This window comes from Leclercia sp. Colony189, assembly GCF_009740165.1.
Lineage (GTDB): Bacteria > Pseudomonadota > Gammaproteobacteria > Enterobacterales > Enterobacteriaceae > Enterobacter.
In genome coordinates this window covers 1326063-1344038 of record NZ_CP046557.1, presented here as the reverse complement: position 1 = coordinate 1344038, position 17976 = coordinate 1326063, and the positions used below count along the sequence as shown (strand labels likewise).

The 17976-nt window shown below is 54.4% G+C and carries 17 protein-coding genes; 15 read left to right on the top strand and 2 right to left on the bottom strand.

Annotated elements, in window-relative coordinates; genetic code table 11:
* Window positions 1-56 precede the first annotated feature (56 nt).
* Complete coding sequence (locus tag GNG29_RS06295; RefSeq protein ID WP_156654094.1) at window positions 57-1847, top strand: filamentous hemagglutinin N-terminal domain-containing protein; 1791 nt, start codon at window positions 57-59, stop codon at window positions 1845-1847.
* 46 nt (window positions 1848-1893) lie between these two features.
* Here GNG29_RS06295 and GNG29_RS06290 read toward each other — a convergent pair whose 3' ends face one another.
* Complete coding sequence (locus GNG29_RS06290; RefSeq protein WP_103823619.1) at window positions 1894-2376, bottom strand: zinc ribbon-containing protein; 483 nt, start codon at window positions 2374-2376, stop codon at window positions 1894-1896.
* A 215-nt stretch (window positions 2377-2591) separates the two neighbouring features.
* Between GNG29_RS06290 and leuS the strand changes: the two genes are divergently transcribed.
* The 14 genes from leuS to lipA all read left to right on the top strand — a co-directional run bounded on the left by leuS (window position 2592) and on the right by lipA (window position 17578).
* Window positions 2592-5174 carry a leucine--tRNA ligase gene (gene leuS / locus GNG29_RS06285; RefSeq protein WP_156654093.1) on the top strand — a complete coding sequence of 861 codons (2583 nt, stop codon included), beginning with the start codon at window positions 2592-2594 and terminating at the stop codon, window positions 5172-5174.
* A gap of 14 nt (window positions 5175-5188) precedes the next feature.
* On the top strand, window positions 5189-5767 hold the full coding sequence (gene lptE / locus GNG29_RS06280; RefSeq protein WP_103178672.1) for an LPS assembly lipoprotein LptE: 579 nt from the start codon (window positions 5189-5191) through the stop codon (window positions 5765-5767).
* Window positions 5767-6798 (top strand): DNA polymerase III subunit delta, encoded by a 1032-nt coding sequence (gene holA / locus GNG29_RS06275; protein WP_156654092.1) that lies wholly within the window; start codon window positions 5767-5769, stop codon window positions 6796-6798. The genes lptE and holA overlap by 1 nt, the downstream gene beginning before the upstream one ends.
* A 3-nt stretch (window positions 6799-6801) precedes the next feature.
* The gene (nadD, locus tag GNG29_RS06270; RefSeq protein ID WP_103178670.1) at window positions 6802-7455 is read left to right on the top strand and encodes a nicotinate-nucleotide adenylyltransferase; all 654 of its coding nucleotides are present in this window, start codon (window positions 6802-6804) and stop codon (window positions 7453-7455) included.
* A gap of 270 nt (window positions 7456-7725) precedes the next feature.
* Window positions 7726-8043, top strand: coding sequence for a ribosome silencing factor (rsfS, locus tag GNG29_RS06265; protein WP_103178668.1), 318 nt, complete (start codon window positions 7726-7728; stop codon window positions 8041-8043).
* A 3-nt stretch (window positions 8044-8046) separates the two neighbouring features.
* Complete coding sequence (gene rlmH, locus GNG29_RS06260; RefSeq protein WP_103178667.1) at window positions 8047-8514, top strand: 23S rRNA (pseudouridine(1915)-N(3))-methyltransferase RlmH; 468 nt, start codon at window positions 8047-8049, stop codon at window positions 8512-8514.
* A 30-nt stretch (window positions 8515-8544) separates the two neighbouring features.
* Complete coding sequence (mrdA, locus tag GNG29_RS06255) at window positions 8545-10446, top strand: peptidoglycan DD-transpeptidase MrdA (protein WP_103178666.1); 1902 nt, start codon at window positions 8545-8547, stop codon at window positions 10444-10446.
* 2 nt (window positions 10447-10448) lie between these two features.
* Window positions 10449-11561 carry a peptidoglycan glycosyltransferase MrdB gene (gene mrdB, locus GNG29_RS06250; RefSeq protein WP_103178665.1) on the top strand — a complete coding sequence of 371 codons (1113 nt, stop codon included), beginning with the start codon at window positions 10449-10451 and terminating at the stop codon, window positions 11559-11561.
* A 10-nt stretch (window positions 11562-11571) separates the two neighbouring features.
* Entirely contained in the window at window positions 11572-12693 is a 1122-nt protein-coding gene (rlpA, locus tag GNG29_RS06245; protein WP_103178664.1) for an endolytic peptidoglycan transglycosylase RlpA, read from the top strand.
* Between the two features lie 138 nt (window positions 12694-12831).
* Window positions 12832-14043, top strand: a complete 1212-nt coding sequence (gene dacA / locus GNG29_RS06240; RefSeq protein WP_103178663.1) for a D-alanyl-D-alanine carboxypeptidase DacA — start codon at window positions 12832-12834, stop codon at window positions 14041-14043.
* 107 nt (window positions 14044-14150) lie between these two features.
* The gene (ybeD, locus tag GNG29_RS06235) at window positions 14151-14414 is read left to right on the top strand and encodes a DUF493 family protein YbeD (RefSeq protein ID WP_003022706.1); all 264 of its coding nucleotides are present in this window, start codon (window positions 14151-14153) and stop codon (window positions 14412-14414) included.
* Window positions 14415-14506: 92 nt separating this feature from the next.
* On the top strand, window positions 14507-15148 hold the full coding sequence (lipB, locus tag GNG29_RS06230) for a lipoyl(octanoyl) transferase LipB (protein WP_103178662.1): 642 nt from the start codon (window positions 14507-14509) through the stop codon (window positions 15146-15148).
* Between the two features lie 304 nt (window positions 15149-15452).
* Window positions 15453-16406, top strand: coding sequence for a YbeF family transcriptional regulator (locus GNG29_RS06225; protein ID WP_156654091.1), 954 nt, complete (start codon window positions 15453-15455; stop codon window positions 16404-16406).
* Window positions 16407-16612: 206 nt separating this feature from the next.
* A complete protein-coding gene (lipA, locus tag GNG29_RS06220; protein WP_103178660.1) occupies window positions 16613-17578 on the top strand; it encodes a lipoyl synthase in 966 nt (321 codons plus the stop codon).
* Window positions 17579-17663: 85 nt separating this feature from the next.
* Here the strand turns inward: lipA and tatE are convergent, their stop codons facing one another.
* Window positions 17664-17867, bottom strand: coding sequence for a twin-arginine translocase subunit TatE (gene tatE, locus GNG29_RS06215; RefSeq protein WP_103178659.1), 204 nt, complete (start codon window positions 17865-17867; stop codon window positions 17664-17666).
* Window positions 17868-17976 lie beyond the last annotated feature (109 nt).

Sequence of the window (17976 nt, the reverse complement as noted above, 5' to 3'; positions counted from 1 at the left end):
ATACAGCAATCTCGCGTTAATTCTACAGAGTACTTCTATTTAAAGGAATAAATAATATGTTCAAAATGAAAATCATCTACGTAGCGCTTGCCGCCGCGCTGAGTTCATCCGTGGTCATGGCTGAGCCAAACACCTATAAATTGGGGAATGGGCCTAAAGTCATCGATATTGAAAAGCCCAACAAGGCGGGTGTGTCTCATAATATTTATAATGAATTTAACGTCGACAGCAAAGGCGTTATCTTCAATAACAACCTGGCAGATGCTACGCACAGCAAATATGGCGACATCGCAAAAAACAGTAACCTGGATGGCGCTGCGGCATCGGTGATCCTCAATGAAGTGGCCTCGAACAAAGCCAGTCTCCTCGCTGGTTTTATGGAAGTGTCGGGCCAAAAAGCCGATGTCATTGTCGCTAACCCGAACGGTATTACCTGTTCAGGCTGTAGCTTCATTAACACTAATAAAGCCATTCTGACCACCGGTAAAGTGAATCTGGCTGAAAGTGGCGCCATTGGCAGCTATGACGTGACGAAAGGCAACATCACTATCAACGGCAACGGCATGAACGCCGAAAACAGTTACGTCATGCTGCTGGCGGACGCCATTAAGCTCACCGGCACCCTGGAAGCCAGCAACGCCTATCTGAGCGCGGGTAGTTTCACCATGGATGGGAAAACCGATGTGGTGACCTCCCATAAGAAACAGGCAACCGAAGAAGAGCTAAATAATCCGGTCTACAGCATTGATATCGCTAACTTCGGCGGGGTCCGCGCCAACTCCATTACCATGATGGGTAATAACCTGGGTTTTGGCGTGCGTAACAAGGGCACTATCGTTGCGAATACCAGCCTGGCAATGGCCAGCAACGGCGCGCTGGTGAACGAAGGCGCTATCAACAGCAATGGCTTTGCCACTCAGGTGGTTTCAGCTGGCGTTCTGTATAATACGGGGAACATTAGCACCAAAAACAATACGCTGATTCGCGGGATGAATCATCTGATTAACGAGGGCAATATCACCTCGACCAAACAGTTGATATTGTCCAACTATGGAAGCGTGGAGAATAAGGGTAACATCAAAGGCCAGGAAGGGCTGGAGTTAACGACCTACGGCGACCTCATTACCCGCTATGGTTCTACTCTCACTTCCAACGGTAATACTAACGTTAACGTCCTGAATAACGTTCTTAACGGCGGATCCATTAGCGGCCAAAATGTACGCGTGAATTTCTCTGGCAGCGCGATGCAGATTACCGGCAACCTGTACGGTTATGATAATGTGATCATTCAGTCAGCTAATCAGGAACATAACGCCATCAGCAATGGCTCAATCATCAACGAAGGCCAGTTGGTTTCACAGGGCGATCTCATTGTGCAGACCAATGGCATGTTCGGGCAGACGGCGACAGCCAATACTGAGGTATGGAAGAAGTTCACGGCTAACGTTAACAACCTCACCAACCTTGGCGATATCACCGCCCCGTCAATTGAAATAAATAATCAGACCCTCAAGAACGCGGGCACCCTTTACGCCAACGACATCACACTCAACTCGGGGCAGGAATTATGGAATGAGGGGTCCATTCACGCGTTAAAAAACATGACCTTAAACACGAAAAACGCCCGGTTTACCAACCGCGGCACGATTAGCGCCGACGATACGCTCAATATCACGGCAAATAAAGTTGAGAATGGCGGCTATCGCTGCGGTTTATTTAAACTGCAAACCTGTGATAAAGGCACCCTGTCCGCATCCAGACTGGTGCTGACTTCATCGCATAACAGCACCAGTGAAATGGGCGGCCTGCAACACTTTAACTCTGTTGAGATCAAGCGCGCGCAATAAGTGCCAAAACGCAACGATGCGCGCCTCGCGCATCGTTGCGTTTACCTCAGGGTTCAAATGGCCGACGCTGGAACTGATCGTGGCCGCATTTAGGACAGACCGGCAGCATCTCCGGCGTATAAATCGCCATGTGGAAATGGCAGTTCTCGCATACCAGATTCCCCAGCCCGACAACCTCACCGCTGTGATACACCCCGTGGTGGTTCAGATCCTGAAAGACCTCACGCCACTCCAGCTGGGTTTTATCGGTAATGTCCGCCAGCTCCTGCCAGAGGCTCTCTTTGATCACCCGCATAAATACGCTGTCGGTGGCCTCGTCCTGACTCTCGCCATAGCTACGGGCGAACTCTTCCAGATCGCGGCGAACCGCGCGGGTCACCTCTTCCACTTCGGTGCGCGTTAACTCACCCGTCTGCATCACCTTAACGCGTGCATGCTCGACGAGCGCATCAATATCACGCTCACCATTCCGCAGACGTTCTGTCAATGTGGCGACCAGTTCACGGTAAAATTGAGCAACCTTGTTCATCATTTTGCCTCCCGGGTAAGTAAACCTCTCTAATGATAGACCTTATTTGCGCCCCGCTTTGTCAGGTCATCCACACTCTACGTAAATTCCTGCAAGGCGCTTTTAGTGGTAAAGGCTGTTTTGACGCGGGCGTTTGGGCTATGCTATGCGGATCTGAATTACCACATCCATTGGCTACGTTTGTAGCTGTATTGAACACAGGACCACTGGCTGCCATGCAAGAGCAATACCGCCCGGAAGAGATAGAATCGAAAGTCCAGCAACACTGGGACGAGAAGCGCACTTTTGAAGTCACCGAAGACGAGAGCAAAGAGAAGTATTACTGCCTGTCGATGCTTCCCTATCCTTCTGGCCGACTACACATGGGCCACGTGCGTAACTACACCATCGGTGATGTGATCGCCCGCTATCAGCGTATGCTGGGTAAAAACGTGCTGCAGCCTATCGGCTGGGATGCGTTTGGTCTGCCTGCTGAAGGGGCTGCGGTAAAAAACAACACCGCGCCGGCGCCATGGACCTACGACAATATCGCCTATATGAAAAACCAGCTCAAAATGCTGGGCTTTGGCTATGACTGGAGCCGCGAGCTGGCGACCTGCACCCCGGAATACTACCGCTGGGAGCAGAAGTTCTTCACCGAGCTCTACAAAAAAGGGCTGGTCTACAAGAAAACGTCCGCCGTTAACTGGTGCCCGAACGATCAGACCGTTCTGGCGAACGAACAGGTTATTGACGGCTGCTGCTGGCGCTGCGACACCAAGGTTGAGCGTAAAGAGATCCCACAGTGGTTCATCAAAATCACCGCTTATGCCGACGAACTGCTGAACGATCTGGATAATCTGGACCACTGGCCAGATACCGTGAAAACCATGCAGCGTAACTGGATCGGGCGTTCTGAAGGGGTGGAAATCACCTTTAACGTTGAAAACTACGATCGGAAACTGACCGTTTACACCACCCGTCCGGACACCTTCATGGGCGCGACCTACCTGGCCGTGGCCGCAGGTCACCCGCTGGCGCAGAAAGCGGCAGAGAACAATCCGGAACTGGCGACCTTCATCGACGAATGCCGCAACACTAAAGTGGCCGAAGCTGACATGGCGACGATGGAGAAAAAAGGCGTTGCCACCGGTTTCTACGCCAAACACCCGCTGACCGGCGAAGCAATCCCGGTCTGGGTCGCCAACTTCGTGCTGATGGAATACGGTACGGGCGCTGTCATGGCGGTTCCGGGTCACGATCAGCGCGACTATGAGTTTGCCACCAAATACAACCTGGCGATCAAGCCGGTTATCCTGGCAGCAGATGGCAGCGAGCCTGACCTGTCTGAACAGGCATTGACCGAAAAAGGCACCCTGTTTAACTCCGGTGAATTTAGCGGCCTGAGCTTTGAAGAGGGCTTTAACGCCATTGCTGACAAACTGGCCGCGCTGGGCGTCGGCGAGCGTAAAGTTAACTACCGTCTGCGCGACTGGGGCGTTTCCCGTCAGCGTTACTGGGGCGCGCCAATTCCAATGGTCACCCTGGAAGATGGCACCGTTATGCCAACGCCAGAAGATCAACTCCCGGTGATCCTGCCGGAAGATGTGGTCATGGACGGCATCACCAGCCCAATCAAAGCCGACCCTGAGTGGGCGAAGACTACCGTAAACGGTATGCCTGCGCTGCGTGAAACCGACACCTTCGACACCTTCATGGAGTCCTCCTGGTACTATGCGCGTTATACCTGCCCGCAGCATCAGGAAGGCATGCTGGATTCCAAAGCCGCAAACTACTGGCTGCCGGTAGATATCTACATTGGCGGTATCGAACACGCCATCATGCACCTGCTCTACTTCCGCTTCTTCCACAAGCTGATGCGCGACGCGGGCCTGGTGAACTCTGACGAGCCAGCCAAACAGCTGCTGTGTCAGGGCATGGTGCTGGCCGACGCCTTCTACTACGTGGGCGCAAACGGCGAGCGTAACTGGGTCTCCCCGGTAGATGCCATCGTTGAGCGCGACGAAAAAGGCCGTATCGTGAAGGCGAAAGATGCCGCGGGCCACGAGCTGGTTTATACCGGCATGAGCAAAATGTCGAAGTCCAAAAACAACGGCATTGACCCGCAGGTGATGGTTGAGCGCTACGGTGCCGATACCGTGCGCCTGTTCATGATGTTCGCCTCGCCGGCGGATATGACTCTGGAATGGCAGGAGTCCGGCGTGGAAGGGGCTAACCGCTTCCTGAAACGTGTCTGGAAACTGGTTTACGAGCACACCGCTCAGGGTGACGCACCGGCACTGAATACCGCGGCGCTGACGGAAGATCAGCAGGCGCTGCGTCGCGATGTGCATAAAACGATTGCCAAAGTGACCGATGATATTGGTCGCCGTCAGACCTTCAATACCGCAATTGCGGCTATTATGGAATTGATGAACAAGCTGGCGAAAGCCCCGCAGGAGGGCGAGCAGGATCGCGCCATCATGCGTGAAGCGCTGCTGGCAGTGGTACGTATGTTGAACCCGTTCACCCCGCACGTCAGCTTCACCCTGTGGCAGGAGCTGAACGGCGAAGGCGATATCGACAATGCGCCGTGGCCGATGGCTGATGAATCCGCAATGGTGGAAAACACCACGCTGGTCGTCGTGCAGGTCAACGGTAAAGTTCGCGGTAAGATTACTGTTCCGGTTGATGCAACCGAAGAGCAGGTCCGCGAGCGTGCTGGCCAGGAAACTCTGGTGGCGAAGTATCTTGATGGCGTTACCGTACGTAAAGTGATCTACGTGCCTGGTAAACTGCTGAACCTGGTCGTTGGCTAAGCGCGGGAGGAAGCGTGCGACAACTGGCAACATTACTGTTATCGCTGGCGGTGCTGGTCACCGCCGGATGTGGCTGGCATCTGCGTAACACCACACAGGTGCCGGAGCAGATGAAAACGATGATTTTCGATTCGGGCGATCCAAATGGTCCGCTTAGCCGTGCCATTCGTAACCAGCTGCGTCTTAACGGCGTTGAACTGATCGAAAAAGGTACGCTGCGCCAGGACATCCCATCGTTCCGCATCCTGAACTCTACCCTGAGCCAGGATACCGCCTCCATCTTCCAGGATGGTCGTACTGCGGAATACCAGATGGTGATGGAAGTGCACGCTGCGGTACTGATCCCGGGTAGCGACATTTACCCTATCAGCACCAAGGTCTACCGTTCGTTCTTCGATAACCCGCAGACGGCACTGGCGAAAGACGCAGAGCAGACCATTATCATCAACGAAATGTACGACAAGGCGGCGGAACAGCTGATCCGTAAGCTGCCGAGCGTCCAGACTGCTGAAAAAGAGAATGACCTGAAAGCTCAGCCTGCTGCTCAGCCAACGGCATCCTCCTCGCGCGTCTCCACGACGCTGGGTCAGTAATGCTCAGATTGTACCCTGAACAACTCCGCGCGCAGCTCAATGAAGGGCTGCGCGCGGCGTATCTGCTTCTCGGAAACGATCCGCTGCTGCTCCAGGAAAGCCAGGACGCCGTGCGTCAGTTTGCGGCCACTCAGGGCTTTGAGGAGCACCACAGTTTCACCCTGGATAACAGCACCGACTGGCAGGAGATTTTCTCCCTTTGCCAGGCCATGAGCCTGTTTGCTGCCCGGCAAACGCTGCTTATCCAGCTCCCGGAAAATGGCCCTAACGCGGCGATCAACGAACAGCTTGCCACGCTGGTTAGCCTGCTGCACAGCGATCTGCTGCTGATCGTTCGCGGTAATAAACTGACCAAAGCCCAGGAAAATGCCGCCTGGTTTACGGCGCTGGCAAACCATTCGGTGCTGGTGACCTGCCAGACACCGGAGCAGGCGCATCTGCCAAAATGGGTGGCAGCCCGGGCAAAGCAGCGCAATCTGCAGCTGGATGACGCGGCCAATCAGCTCCTTTGTTACTGTTACGAAGGTAATCTGCTGGCGCTGGCCCAGGCTCTGGAGCGGCTGGCGCTGCTCTGGCCCGATGGCAAACTGACCTTACCGCGCGTTGAGCAGGCAGTTAACGACGCGGCGCACTTTACCCCTTTCCACTGGGTCGATGCCCTGCTGTCCGCTAAGAGCAAACGCGCTCTGCATATCCTGCAGCAGCTGCGTCTCGAAGGCAGCGAGCCGGTGATTCTGCTGCGAACCTTACAGCGGGAACTGCTGCTGCTGGTGACGCTTAAACGCCAGTCAGCGCATACGCCTTTGCGCGCGCTGTTTGATAAACACCGGGTCTGGCAGAACCGCCGCGTCATGACCACCGAAGCCCTGAACCGGCTGAGCCCGGAACAGCTGCGCCAGGCCGTTCAGCTTCTGACACGCACCGAACTGACTCTGAAGCAGGATTACGGTCAGTCGATCTGGTCTGAGCTGGAGAGTCTCTCGCTGCTGCTGTGCCACAAGGCGCTGGCAGACATTTTTATAGAAGGGTAAGAGATGCACTCTCTACAGGCACTCTATGGCGGCACCTTTGACCCGGTACATTACGGGCATCTGAAACCGGTCGAGATCCTGGCCAACCAGATTGGCCTGCAATGCGTCACTATTATGCCGAACAACGTGCCGCCGCATCGCCCGCAGCCCGAGGCTACCCCCGCCCAGCGCAAACAGATGCTGGAGCTGGCGATCGCCGATAAACCGCTGTTTGTTCTTGATGAGCGCGAGCTGCGCCGGAACAGCCCCTCCTATACGGCGCAGACGCTAGAGGAGTGGCGACGCGAACAAGGGCCGGAGAAGCCGCTGGCCTTTATTATCGGCCAGGACTCGCTGCTCAATTTCCCGAGCTGGTATCAGTACGAAACAATCCTCGATAACAGCCATTTAATCGTCTGCCGTCGGCCAGGCTATCCCCTGGCGATGAAAGAGGAGCGGCATCAGCTGTGGCTGGAGCAGCACCTGACTTATCAATCTGAAGATCTGCACAACCAGCCTGCCGGCAAAATTTACCTCGCGGAGACGCCCTGGTTTGATATCTCAGCCACACTTATCCGCCAGCGCCTGCAGCAGGGGCTCCCCTGTGATGAGATGTTACCGATGCCGGTGTTGCGTTATATTCAACAGCAGGGGTTGTATCAGAAAAGCAGCAACTGACTGGCGCCCGGGAGAAAAAGCGCGCCATTCGCGCTCTCGCCATTGACACCCCCGACCAGGCTGATATCCTCCGCTGCCAGACTTCCCGCCAGCACTGTTTTACAAAAACTGTTTTACAAAAATGGCGATGCAATCTTCGGCTGAGGGTGGGATGATACCCGCCTTCTCATGCCCGTCCGGTGACATTTGTCCCGACACTGCAGCCAGTTCAGGTATACTGTCTGGCTACGAATTTATAGTTGTTCAATCTCACTCTCCCAGGGGGAAAACTTGCAGGGTAAAGCACTCCAGGATTTTGTTATCGACAAAATTGATGATCTGAAAGGTCAGGACATCATTGCTATCGACGTTCAGGGCAAATCAAGCATCACCGATTGCATGATTATCTGCACCGGCACTTCTACGCGCCATGTTGCCTCCATCGCCGATCATGTGGTTCAGGAGTCTCGCGCTGCCGGCATGATGCCGCTCGGCGTTGAAGGCGAAGCGACCGCTGACTGGGTCGTCGTTGACCTTGGCGATGTGATTGTCCACGTCATGCAGGAAGAGAGCCGTCGCCTGTATGAACTGGAAAAACTCTGGGGTTAATGCGTGAAGCTGCAACTGGTAGCCGTCGGTACAAAAATGCCCGACTGGGTACAAACGGGGTTTACTGAATATCTGCGTCGTTTTCCAAAAGACATGCCGTTCGAGCTGGTGGAGATCCCCGCTGGCAAGCGCGGTAAAAACGCGGATATCAAACGTATTCTCGATAAAGAGGGTGAACTGATGCTGGCTGCTGCCGGTAAAAACCGCATCGTCACTCTCGATATTCCGGGCAAACCCTGGGATACGCCGCAACTGGCGGTTGAGCTGGAACGCTGGAAGCAGGACGGTCGCGACGTCAGCCTGTTAATTGGCGGACCGGAGGGGTTATCCCCCGCCTGCAAAGCGGCAGCAGAACAGAGTTGGTCTCTCTCCGCGCTGACGCTCCCCCACCCGCTGGTTCGGGTTCTGGTTGCTGAAAGCCTCTACCGCGCGTGGAGCATCACGACCAACCACCCTTATCACCGTGAGTAATGATTAAGTCCTGGATAAATTAAGCAGCGGATGAAACTACAGAATTCTTTTCGCGACTATACGGCTGAGTCCGCGCTGTTTGTGCGCCGGGCGCTGGTCGCCTTTTTGGGGATTTTGCTGCTGACTGGCGTGCTGATCGCCAACCTCTATAATCTGCAGATTGTCCGTTTTACCGATTACCAGACCCGCTCCAACGAAAACCGCATCAAACTTGTTCCCATCGCCCCCAGTCGCGGCATCATCTATGACCGCAACGGTACGCCGCTGGCGCTGAACCGCACCATCTACCAGATTGAAATGATGCCGGAGAAGGTCGATAACGTGCAGCAGACGCTTGATGCGCTGCGCAATGTGGTCGATCTTACTGATGACGATATCGCCGCCTTCAAAAAAGAGCGCTCACGCTCGCACCGCTTTACCTCGATCCCGGTAAAAACCAACCTCACCGAAGTGCAGGTTGCCCGCTTCGCCGTGAACCAGTACCGCTTCCCCGGCGTGGAAGTTAAAGGCTACAAACGTCGCTTCTATCCGTACGGCTCTGCGCTAACCCACGTTATCGGCTATGTCTCGAAAATCAACGATAAAGATGTCGACAGGCTGGATAAAGATGGCAAGCTCGCCAACTACGCGGCAACGCACGATATCGGCAAGCTGGGTATTGAGCGTTATTACGAAGACGTTCTCCACGGCCAGACCGGTTATGAAGAAGTTGAGGTTAACAACCGGGGAAGGGTGATCCGTCAGTTAAAAGAGGTGCCGCCGCAGGCCGGACATGACATCTATCTGACCCTGGATCTTAAGCTCCAGCAGTATATCGAAACCCTGCTGGCAGGCAGTCGTGCGGCGGTGATTGTCACCGATCCGCGCACCGGCAGCATTCTGTCGCTGGTTTCAACCCCGAGCTATGACCCGAACCTGTTTGTGGATGGCATCTCCAGCAAAGACTATTCTGGCCTGCTCAACGACCCGAATACGCCGCTGGTCAACCGCGCGACCCAGGGGGTCTATCCGCCTGCGTCAACGGTGAAACCGTACGTGGCGGTCTCTGCCCTGAGCGCCGGGGTCATCACCCGCAACACCGGTCTCTTCGACCCGGGCTGGTGGCAGCTGCCGGGATCTGAAAAACGCTACCGCGACTGGAAAAAGTGGGGGCACGGTCATCTGAACGTCACCAAATCGCTGGAGGAGTCGGCGGATACCTTCTTCTACCAGGTGGCCTACGATATGGGCATCGACCGACTCTCGGAATGGATGGGCAAATTTGGCTATGGCCATTACACCGGTATCGACCTGGCCGAAGAGCGTTCCGGTAACATGCCAACCCGCGAATGGAAGCTGAAACGCTTTAAAAAGCCGTGGTATCAGGGTGACACCATTCCGGTAGGCATCGGCCAGGGCTACTGGACCGCGACCCCGATCCAGATGAACAAAGCGCTGATGATCCTTATCAACGACGGGGTGGTGAAAGTGCCGCACCTGCTAATGAGCACCGTCGAAGATGGCAAAAAAGTGCCGTGGGCGCAGCCCCATGAACCGCCGGTGGGAGACATCCACTCCGGTTACTGGGAAATTGCCAAAGACGGGATGTACGGCGTTGCTAACCGCGCGAACGGTACGGCCCATAAGTACTTTGCCGGCGCACCGTACAAAATTGCTGCCAAATCCGGTACTGCGCAGGTCTTCGGCCTGAAGGCGAACGAAACCTATAACGCACACAAAATTGCTGAACGTCTGCGTGACCATAAGCTGATGATTGCGTTTGCCCCTTATGAGAACCCGCAGGTTGCTGTGTCGATCATTCTGGAAAACGGCGGTGCCGGCCCGGCGGTCGGCACCATTATGCGCCAGATCCTTGACCACATTATGCTGGGTGACAACAACACTGACCTGCCGAGCGAGAGCCCGGCTGCCGCCGGCGCGGAGGACCAATAATCGTGACGGATAATCCGAATAAAAAATCGCTGTGGGACAAGATCCACATCGACCCGGCCATGCTGCTGATCCTGCTGGCGCTGCTGGTTTATAGCGCCCTGGTCATCTGGAGCGCCAGCGGCCAGGACCTCGGGATGACCGAACGCAAGATCGGCCAGATCACCATGGGTCTGATCATCATGGTGGTGATGGCGCAGATCCCGCCGCGCGTCTACGAAGGCTGGGCCCCCTATCTCTACATCTTCTGTATTATTCTGCTGGTGGCGGTCGATGCGTTCGGGGCGATTTCGAAAGGCGCGCAGCGCTGGCTCGACCTGGGTATCGTGCGTTTTCAGCCTTCAGAGATTGCGAAAATCGCCGTCCCCCTCATGGTGGCGCGCTTTATCAACCGTGATGTGTGTCCGCCGTCGCTGAAAAATACGGCTATCGCGCTGGTGCTGATCTTCCTGCCGACGCTGCTGGTGGCGGCGCAGCCAGACCTCGGCACCTCAATCCTGATCGCCCTCTCCGGCCTGTTCGTACTGTTCCTCTCTGGCCTGAGCTGGCGGCTTATCGGCATTGCGGTGGTGCTGGTCGCAGCCTTTGTACCGATTCTGTGGTTCTTCCTGATGCATGATTACCAGCGTCAGCGTGTGATGATGCTGCTGGATCCGGAGAGCGACCCGCTGGGAGCAGGCTATCATATTATACAGTCGAAGATTGCAATCGGCTCTGGCGGCCTGCGCGGTAAAGGCTGGCTGCACGGAACACAGTCGCAGCTTGAGTTCCTGCCCGAACGCCACACCGACTTTATCTTCGCGGTACTGGCCGAAGAGTTAGGTCTGGTGGGGATTTTGATCCTGCTGGCGCTCTACCTGCTGTTGATCATGCGTGGATTGTGGATAGCCGCCCGGGCGCAAACCACCTTTGGCCGCGTGATGGCCGGTGGCTTGATGTTGATTTTATTCGTTTATGTTTTCGTAAATATTGGTATGGTGAGCGGTATTCTGCCGGTGGTAGGCGTACCGCTTCCCCTGGTGAGTTACGGAGGCTCGGCCCTGATTGTTCTGATGGCCGGGTTCGGGATCGTCATGTCGATCCACACACACAGAAAAATGTTGTCAAAAAGCGTATAAGGGGCACGCAATGCGTAAGCAGTGGTCTGGGATCTGCATCGCAGTGAGTTTACTGGCAGCCTGTACAAGTGACGATGGTCAGCAGCAAGCGACCGTCGCACCGCCGCAGCCGGCAGTATGTAATGGTCCGGTGGTTGAGATCAGCGGAGCCGATCCGCGCTTTGAACCGCTCAGCGCTACCGCGAACCAGGATTACGAGCGAGACGGTAAGAGCTACAAAATCGTCCAGGATCTTTCCCGCTTCAGTCAGGCAGGCCTGGCGGCTATTTATGATGCCGAGCCGGGAAGCAACCTGACCGCATCCGGTGAAGTGTTTGATCCAATGCAGCTTACGGCTGCGCATCCGACCCTGCCGATCCCGAGCTATGCGCGTATCACCAACCTGGCGAATGGCCGGATGATCGTGGTACGTATTAATGACCGGGGCCCTTACGGCAACGATCGCGTCATCTCGCTTTCGCGCGCCGCGGCAGACCGCCTGAACACGTCAAACAATACCAAAGTGCGGATCGACCCGATTATTGTCGCCCAGGACGGCTCGCTCTCCGGCCCGGGTATGGCCTGTACTACCGTGGCAAAACAGACTTATGCCCTGCCCGCGCGTCCCGATCTGAGCGGCGGTATGGGTAGCGCGTCGTCCGTTTCCGAACCTGCGCCGCAGGGTGACGTGCGCCCCATCAGTAACGACACGCTGAAAAGCGAAGACAGCATGGGCGCACCGGTCAGCAGCAGCGGTTTCCTCGGCGCACCCACCACGCTTGCGCCAGGTGTACTGGAAGGCAGCGAACCGCCAGCGCCGCAGCCGGTCGTCACCGCGCCGGTGAACCAGACAGCTCCGGTCACTGCGCCAGTTTCCGCTCCGACTCAGGCGCCGGTTACGGCCCCCGTTTCCGCCCCTGCCCAGGCCGGTGGCTATGTCGTGCAGGTTGGCGCAGTCAGCGATCGGGCACGTGCGCAGCAGTATCAGCAGCGCCTCGGCCAGCAGTTTGGTGTTCCGGGTCGTGTTGAGCAAAATGGTGCAGTCTGGCGTATCCAGTTAGGCCCGTTTGCCAGCAAATCTGAGGCCGCCGCGTTGCAGCAGCGCCTGCAGAATGAAGCGCAGTTACAGTCATTTATCGCTGTTGCAAAATGATAATCGGCGGTATCCGAATTGTCAGTTTTTGTCATGATGATTCACATTCTCATGCTGAAAGTCGGATGCCTGCCTGTATAGCATTTGCTATAGTAAGGCACTTTTTTTAATTCCATCACGGATGTCGTTGTTCTGACCATGAAGACCACTTTCTCCGCTCGTTTTATGCAGCGCATGGCGCTCACTACGGCGCTTTGCGCTGCCACGCTCTCTGTTGCTCACGCCGATGACCTGAATATCAAGACCATGATCCCTGGCGTTCCGCAGATCGACGCGGAATCCTACATCCTGATCGACTACAACTCCGGCAAAGTGTTGGCTGAACAGAACGCTGATGCACGACGCGATCCGGCCAGTCTGACCAAAATGATGACCAGCTATGTCATCGGTCAGGCCATGAAAGCAGGTAAATTCAAAGAGACCGACCTGGTCACCATCGGTAACGATGCATGGGCTACCGGCAACCCGGTATTTAAGGGCTCATCTTTGATGTTCCTGAAACCGGGTATGCAGGTGCCTGTCTCTCAGCTGATCCGCGGCATCAACCTGCAGTCCGGTAACGATGCCTGCGTGGCGATGGCAGACTTTGCGGCTGGCAGCCAGGATGCCTTTGTCGGCCTGATGAACAGCTACGTGAGCGCGCTGGGTCTGAAAAACAGCCACTTCCAGACGGTTCACGGCCTGGATGCTGAAGGTCAGTACAGCTCTGCGCGCGATATGGCGCTGATTGGTCAGGCGCTGATCCGTGACGTACCGAACGAATACACCATCTACAAAGAGAAAGAGTTCACCTTTAACGGTATTCGTCAGACCAACCGTAACGGCCTGCTGTGGGACAACAGCCTGAACGTTGACGGCATCAAAACCGGCCACACTGAAAAAGCGGGTTACAACCTGGTCGCCTCGGCGACGGAAGGCCAGATGCGTCTTATCTCTGCCGTGATGGGCGGTCGTACCTTTAAAGGACGCGAGACTGAGAGCAAGAAGCTGCTGACCTGGGGCTTCCGCTTCTTCGAAACCGTTAACCCGCTTAAAGCAGGGAAAGAGTTTGCTTCTGAGCCGGTCTGGTTCGGTAATAACGATCGTGCCTCCCTGGGTGTAGATAAAGATCTCTACCTGACCATTCCTCGTGGACGCATGAAAGATCTGAAGGCCAGCTATGTGCTGAACGCCAGCGAGCTGCACGCCCCGCTGAAGAAAAACCAGGTTGTCGGCACCATCAACTTCCAGCTCGATGGTAAAACCATCGATCAGCGCCCACTGGTGGTGCTGGATGAAATCCCTGAAGGCAATTTCTTCGGCAAAATCATTGATTACATTAAATTGATGTTCCATCACTGGTTTGGTTAAGAATTGAACACTTGAAAGTGTGATTTCTGTCCCCATATACTATGTAACCTGATAACTCCCACCTGATGTGGGAGTTATTATTTTTTTGACGTACTGCCGGAGCTCCCATGAAAACCAAACTTAATGAACTGCTTGAATTCCCTACTCCTTTTACTTACAAAGTAATGGGACAGGCGTTGCCTGAGCTGGTTGATCAGGTGGTTGAGGTGGTACAGCGCCATGCACCAGGAGACTACTCTCCGACGGTGAAACCAAGCAGCAAAGGTAACTACCACTCTGTGTCGATCACCATCACGGCCACGCATATTGAACAAGTCGAGACCCTGTACGAAGAGCTCGGCAATATCGATATCGTTCGTATGGTGCTTTAACGCCTTTCGGTTACCCGCATCGCCGGGTAACCTGCTTCCCCTCTGTGATATACTCCCCGCTACAGTTTGTTCCTTCGTTCGGAGAGATCGTTTTGTATCAGGACACCCTTCTCGTTCGCCAGCTTGGGCTGCAGCCCTATGAGCCTGTCTCCCAGGCTATGCATGAATTTACTGACACACGCGACGAGAACACGCCGGATGAGATCTGGCTGGTAGAGCATCCCCCCGTCTTTACCCAGGGCCAGGCAGGCAAAGCTGAGCATCTGTTGATGCCTGGCGATATACCGGTTATCCAGAGCGATCGTGGCGGACAGATTACCTATCACGGGCCGGGCCAGCAGGTGATGTATGTTCTGCTTAACCTGAAACGCAGAAAGCTCGGCGTGCGCGAGCTGGTGACGCTGCTGGAACAGACAGTGGTTAACACGCTGGCTGAATTTGATATTGATGCGCACCCGCGGGCGGACGCTCCCGGCGTCTATGTCGGTGAAAGAAAGATATGCTCCCTTGGTCTGCGAATTCGTAAAGGGTGCTCTTTTCACGGTCTGGCATTAAACATCAATATGGATCTTTCGCCTTTTCAGCGCATTAACCCTTGCGGTTATGCCGGGATGGAGATGGCGCAAATGTGTGAGTGGGTCAAGGACATTACGCCCGAGGTGGCGCGCCCACATTTGGTTAACTCTATTTTAGCACTGCTAAATAATCCACCTCATAAATATATTGCTGCTTAATTCTCTTTCCCGACTGGCTCATTTATTTGATGAGCCAGTCTTATTTGAACCATTTATCCTTTACAACACCCCCTGATTTCTATATTTTCAAAACGCCTGCAACACGTCTGCACATTCGCGTTTCACCTGTTTTTCCGCGTCGGCATGGCATGCCGACTGGCGCAGTCACGCCTGATCGAAAACAATGTAATTCAAAGAGTTAATGTAAAGAACCTCAATTAACAGAACCTGTTTACCCATCTCAATAAGCACATTATTTAAATTCAACTATTATTTATATCGTGAATATATATGGAGGGATAGCGTGGATAATAATAAACTTCCAGAAAAGCGCTTGAGTGAAATCGGCAGTGATGCAAAACCGCAAATTTTTCGGACTTTACGTAATATCGATCTCAACTTATTGACGATTTTTGAGGCGGTATATGTTCATAAAGGGATCGTTAATGCTGCGAAAATTCTGAATCTCACTCCCTCGGCAATTAGTCAGTCCATTCAAAAATTACGGACAATTTTTCCCGATCCGCTCTTTATTCGTAAAGGCCAGGGGGTGACCCCCACCGCCTACGCCACACATCTGCACGAATATATCAGCCAGGGGCTGGAATCGATTCTCGGGGCGCTGGATCTCACCGGCAGCTACGATAAGCAGCGCACTATCACCATTGGCACGACCCCGACCGTAGGCGCTCTGGTTCTGCCGCCAATCTACCAGGCCGTGAAGATCCATGCGCCACACCTGATGCTGCGTAATATTTCGATCGTTGACGCCGAGACGCAGTTAGGGCAGTTCCAGTCCGATCTGATTGTGGACAGCAATTCCCTGAATGCCCGCGCCCTGAGCCACCACGTACTTTTCGCCGACAGACTGCTGCTAATCTGCCGTAAAGACCATCCGGCGCTGAGCCAGGCCGCAACGGTAGACAATTTGCAGCACTATGAGCAAACGCTGCTCACGCTGGAAGGCCAAAACCTGAATGGGCTGCGACAACGCATTAACGACATTTTCCCGGAAAAGCAGGTCAACTTCAGCAGTTACAATCTTTTTACGATTGCCGCCCTGATCGGCAACAGCGATCTGATTGGTATCATCCCGGAGCGCCTGTTTAACCTGGTACGCCATTGCTGGCCGCTGGAGCAGATCCCCTTCGCCCCGCTCAATGCTGAATGCGTAGAAATCTCGCTGTATTACAACAAGCTGAGCCTGCGCGACCCGGTGCTGGAAAATCTCATCAACGTCATCCGCCAGGCCTTTTAAGCCTTATCCTCATCCATAAAAGCGGGTTATTCCGCATAAAAGGCTCAAAACAACAACTATTTTACAATTTGGCGACCGGGCAGGCTGCTTTATCGTCCGTATCAATGATATACTGCCTGTCGTTCGTTCAAAAATAGTTGATAAATACAACATTCCCTTGAATTGAAACGCTTTCCTTCGATATTCGCAACTGGAAGACGCACGCTATGAGTAAACCCATTGTGATGGAACGCGGTGTTAAATACCGCGATGCCGATAAAATGGCCCTAATCCCGGTTAAAAACGTGGCTACGGAGCGCGAAGCGCTGTTAAGAAAACCGGCATGGATGAAAATTAAACTTCCGGCGGACTCTTCGCGTATTCAGGGAATTAAAGCGGCGATGCGCAAAAACGGCCTTCACTCCGTTTGTGAAGAAGCCTCCTGCCCGAACCTCGCTGAATGTTTCAACCACGGCACCGCGACCTTCATGATCCTCGGCGCAATCTGTACCCGCCGTTGCCCATTCTGTGACGTTGCCCACGGACGTCCTGTCGCCCCGGACGCCAATGAACCCCAGAAACTGGCGCAGACCATTGCTGATATGGCGTTGCGCTATGTGGTTATCACCTCCGTCGACCGTGACGATCTGCGCGACGGCGGCGCTCAGCACTTTGCTGACTGCATCACTGCCATCCGTGAGAAAAGCCCGTCCATTAAGATCGAGACGCTGGTTCCGGACTTCCGTGGCCGTATGGATCGCGCGCTGGAGATTCTCAATGCCAACCCGCCAGATGTCTTTAACCACAACCTGGAAAACGTACCGCGCCTCTATCGTCAGGTGCGCCCGGGTGCAGATTACAACTGGTCACTGAAGCTGCTGGAGCGCTTTAAAGAAGCCCATCCGGATATCCCGACGAAATCGGGTCTGATGGTCGGGCTGGGTGAAACCAACGAAGAGATCGTTGAAGTGATGCGCGATCTGCGTCGTCATGGCGTCACCATGCTGACGCTGGGCCAGTATTTGCAGCCAAGCCGTCACCACCTGCCAGTGCAGCGCTACGTGAGCCCGGAAGAGTTTGACGAGATGAAAGCCGAAGCGATGGCAATGGGCTTCACCCACGCTGCCTGTGGTCCGTTTGTGCGTTCGTCTTATCACGCCGATATGCAGGCGAAAGGCGAAGAGGTGAAGTAAACCCGTCACAAAAGTTTACAGTTCACCCATAAAAAAACCGGCTTACAGGCCGGTTTTTTTTATCAAACGCTTTAACGCGTTGCCGTTACTCTTTGTGAGAGAGCTTCTCGGCAGTGATATCCGCGTCGGCACTTCTTTTCGCCGTTGCGTCATCCTCGTTCATCGCCTTTTTAAAGCCTTTGATGGCAGCACCCAGGTCTCCGCCCAGCGTACGTAATTTTTTGGTACCAAACAGCAGGACAACCAGTGCGGCTACCACCAGCAGTTTGGTAATACTAATCTCACCCATAGATACCTTCTTGACGTAAACAGGCTGCATTTCGCGCCTTAAAAACCCGACCTTATTAACGGTCATTTGGCGCCCGCACACAATAGCAATCTGTAACAAGGTGAATCAA